Origin of the sequence: Moorena sp. SIO4A5 (assembly GCF_010672005.1) — a bacterium.
Taxonomy (GTDB): Bacteria; Cyanobacteriota; Cyanobacteriia; order Cyanobacteriales; family Coleofasciculaceae; genus Moorena.
Genome location: NZ_JAAHHZ010000516.1, coordinates 1 through 3,443, shown reverse-complemented (window position 1 = coordinate 3,443; position 3,443 = coordinate 1). Strand labels below are relative to the sequence as shown.

General features: G+C 42.5%; 3 protein-coding genes. All 3 read left to right on the top strand.

The features are described 5' to 3' along the window. Nucleotides 1-849, top strand: an 849-nt coding sequence (locus tag F6K57_RS40225; protein ID WP_293074481.1) for a methyl-accepting chemotaxis protein, incomplete at its 5' end; no start/stop codon positions are given. A 263-nt stretch (nucleotides 850-1,112) separates the two neighbouring features. Continuing rightward, a complete protein-coding gene (locus tag F6K57_RS40220) occupies nucleotides 1,113-1,766 on the top strand; it encodes an ABC transporter substrate-binding protein (protein ID WP_075899528.1) in 654 nt (217 codons plus the stop codon). A gap of 763 nt (nucleotides 1,767-2,529) precedes the next feature. Beyond that, a complete protein-coding gene (locus F6K57_RS40215; RefSeq protein WP_293074478.1) occupies nucleotides 2,530-3,282 on the top strand; it encodes a chemotaxis protein CheW in 753 nt (250 codons plus the stop codon). Nucleotides 3,283-3,443: the final 161 nt, after the last annotated feature.

Below are 3,443 nucleotides of genomic sequence, written 5' to 3'. Positions count from 1 at the left end.
AATTCATTGATCTATAAGGTGCAGCAGTCTGGTATCCAAATGACTAGCTCCACCACCCAAATTGCTGCCTCTGGTAAGCAATTAGAAGCAACCATGACCGAACAATTAGCCTCCACCAACGAGGTGACAAGCACAGCTCAAGAAATTGCCAATACCTCTGGGGAATTAGTTCAAACTATGGAGCAACTCGCTCAGCTGTCTCAAATTACTGCTGATGCTGCTAGCCATGGTCAACAAGACCTGATGCGTATGGAAAGTACCATGCGTCACTTAGCCAATGCTACTAGTTCTATTTCTGCCAAACTGGGGGTGATGAATGAAAAAGCCAATAATATCAGTAGCGTTGTCACCACTATTACTAAAGTAGCCGATCAGACTAATTTACTATCCCTCAATGCTGCCATTGAAGCGGAGAAAGCAGGAGAGTATGGGGCTGGTTTTGCGGTTGTGGCTCGGGAAATTCGGCGGCTAGCTGACCAAACGGCAGTGGCTACCCTAGAAATTGAGACTATGGTAAAAGAGATGCAATCAGCAGTGTCAACTGGGGTGATGGAAATGGATAAATTTAGCAAGGATGTCAGTACTAGTGTCGAAAATGTCGGCAAGATTAGTGAACAAATTGCTAAAGTAATTGAGCAAGTGCAGAGCCTGACTCCCCGGTTTGAGATGGTGAATCAAAGTGTTGAAGACCAATCAAAAAGTGCTCAACAAATTAGCGAGGCGATGGTTCAATTAAGCGAAGCCTCACAACAAACGGCTGATTCTCTAAAAGATACGAATAATGCTCTGGAACGATTGGATGATACTGCCCAAGGATTACAAACAGAAGTTTCGGTGTTCCAAGTTTAGACGTAAGCTGTCAGCCGTCAGCCTTCAGCTTTTTAATCACGTAAAACTTACGAAAAAGGCTCTGGAGACGAAGATATAAGTAGTTCTGGACAACCGTAAAGATGCTGATCGCTGATAGTTTAAGAATAGCGATCGCATAGGACAATCGGATATAGCGGTTTGCCACCCGCGCTAATTACAATAAGAAGAAGTAGTCAGTAGTTAGTAGTCAGTAGTTAGTAGTTAGTATCCTAACTTAACTTAACCTACACGCAAACCGCTATATGTTAAGCAAACACATTTCCAATCAGTTAAAGCTTCTGGGTCTAATTATTTTATCTCTATTTTTATCTCTATTGCTTGTTTTGGTATCAGGTTTCTCAGGGAAGAGCCAAGAGGATGATATTGTGTTGGGAATGTCTGCTGCATTTACAGGAGCATCTAGAAGTTTAGGCATTGAATTGTATAGAGGTTCAATGGCTTATATAGAAGATATTAATCGCCAAGGCGGTATCAATGGCAAACAAATTGTGATTCAGGCTTATGATGATGGATACAATCCCACTAGGGCGATTAAAAACACCATTAATTTGATTGAAAATGATGATGTATTTCTACTCTTTGATACTGGGATAGATTATACTACAAATTTGATTAATTCGCAAGTGGTACCCAGTTACAATGACACCTCCCTAGCTGCTGTAAGTGACTATCGAGCATTGATGGATCAATATAACCCGATGCCTCCGAAGAATTTCAGCTCGGCAGAATACAAACCCCTTAGGTATAGTTTTGTTAGTCTGGAAGGGTTTCTGAATGCAAAACTCCTAGTTGTGATTCTACAAATGATGGGGGATAAGGTTGACAAGGCTCGGCTCAGACAGGCGCTTGAGAAGGTCAAAAACCTTGACCTAGGGATGGGTGCATCTCATATTTGAAAATATTACGTAGGGTGCGTTAGGGGCGGCTCGCCGTCATTTTCCAGCTCGTAGCCAGCTTTGGGAAAGTCCGCCCCGTAACGCACCACCGAATCAAACAGCTTTTAGGAGATGCACCCCCTAGGGATTAATGCGCCAGTCTCATTTAGTGCTTTTAGAAATCAGGGACTCAATAATGTCTATTACACTACTGTTGAGCAAGGTCAATGGGGTGCATCTCATATTTGTAAAAAAGTTGCTAGTGGTGCTTCAGGGGGGGTCTCATTTTCCGCTCAAGCGCCAGGGTTTAGACAGCCCGCCCCGTAACGCACCACCTTGTCAAACAACTTTTAGGAGATGCACCCTCCTAGAAACGCTATAAGTAGGTAATAGGTAATAGGGAACAGCGGATCTGGGAACAGCGGATCTGGGAAGAGAGAATAGGGAATAGCGATCACTGCATCAAGAGGTGCGACCCGTGGCGAATTTAATTCTTAATGGTAAGAGCGCACCTAACAGGGAATCAACATCAAAGAATACTGTACCTCATAACGACGAAAAACGTTATATCTAGCAAATGAAGGATCAAGGATTAAGGATTGGATGAAATGGGAATTGGAGGGATAGTATTGGAAATAGTGTATATTCGGATAATACTATCGAAATCTTAGCGTTTATTCAATAAATACGTGAATTAAAATTTACAAAAATATCAACTTTTTTTTCTAGTTAAACAACTAGCACAAATTGGTTTGATATTAACGTTTAATATACTCCTGAAGTAATGCAATATAAAACAAGTAATAAACCAATTTTTAACGATTGTTGGAACCAAATCGGAGTGACAGGCGATCGCTCCTGCTCAGAATTAAAAACCTTCATTCATTGCCGCAACTGTCCAGTTTACTCTTTAGCAGGGCGCGGCTTGCTTGAACGTGAACCGCCTCCAGGTTACATTAATGAATGGACTAACTTACTGGTTTCCCAATCTGTCCCGCAACGGGAAAGTACTCTGACACAACTAGGGGAAACCATATCCGTAATTATCTTTCGGCTAGGAGTAGAATGGTTGGCATTGTCTGCAAAGTTATTCAAAGAAGTCACCCAGCCTTGTGTTATCCACACTATCCCCCACCGCAGCAATGAGATCTTACTGGGAATCGTGAACATTCGTGGGGAAATCCTGATGTGCGTTTCCCTCAGCCATCTCCTTGGTTTGGAAGATAATTCTGCTAACTCAGATTCCGAGCAATCCAAAATCCAACAGCCCTTAACTCTAAAATCCAAAACCAATGTGAGTAGTGTGATGTATCAACGGATGGTGGTTGTGGAAATTGAGGGCAACCGATGGGTCTTTCCCGTTGATGAAATTTTTACTGTTCAACGGTTTCATGCTAATGAATTACTCGATGCACCAGCGGTTATTTCTAACGCTACATATACTTATACAAAATGGATAATTAACTGGCAAGATAAAAAGGTGAATTACTTGGACGATGAGTTATTGTTTTACACCCTAAATCGTAAGATTACGTAACCCGATGGGGTGATGGGTGGAAAGTGCTATCTATTTAAGCATTCAGCTATCAGCTAATGCGCTACGCGCACGCTTCGCGAACAGCTATCAGCTTAAGCGCTACGCGCACGCTACGCGAACAGCTTTGGGTCTATGGCCACGCTACTTGAGGTGCGAACAGC

Excerpts from the sequence above, each read along its gene's own strand:
- F6K57_RS40215 (WP_293074478.1), top strand. The coding sequence starts at position 2,530 with ATGCAATATAAAACAAGTAATAAACCAATTTTTAACGATTGTTGGAAC.
- F6K57_RS40220 (WP_075899528.1), top strand. The coding sequence starts at position 1,113 with ATGTTAAGCAAACACATTTCCAATCAGTTAAAGCTTCTGGGTCTAATT.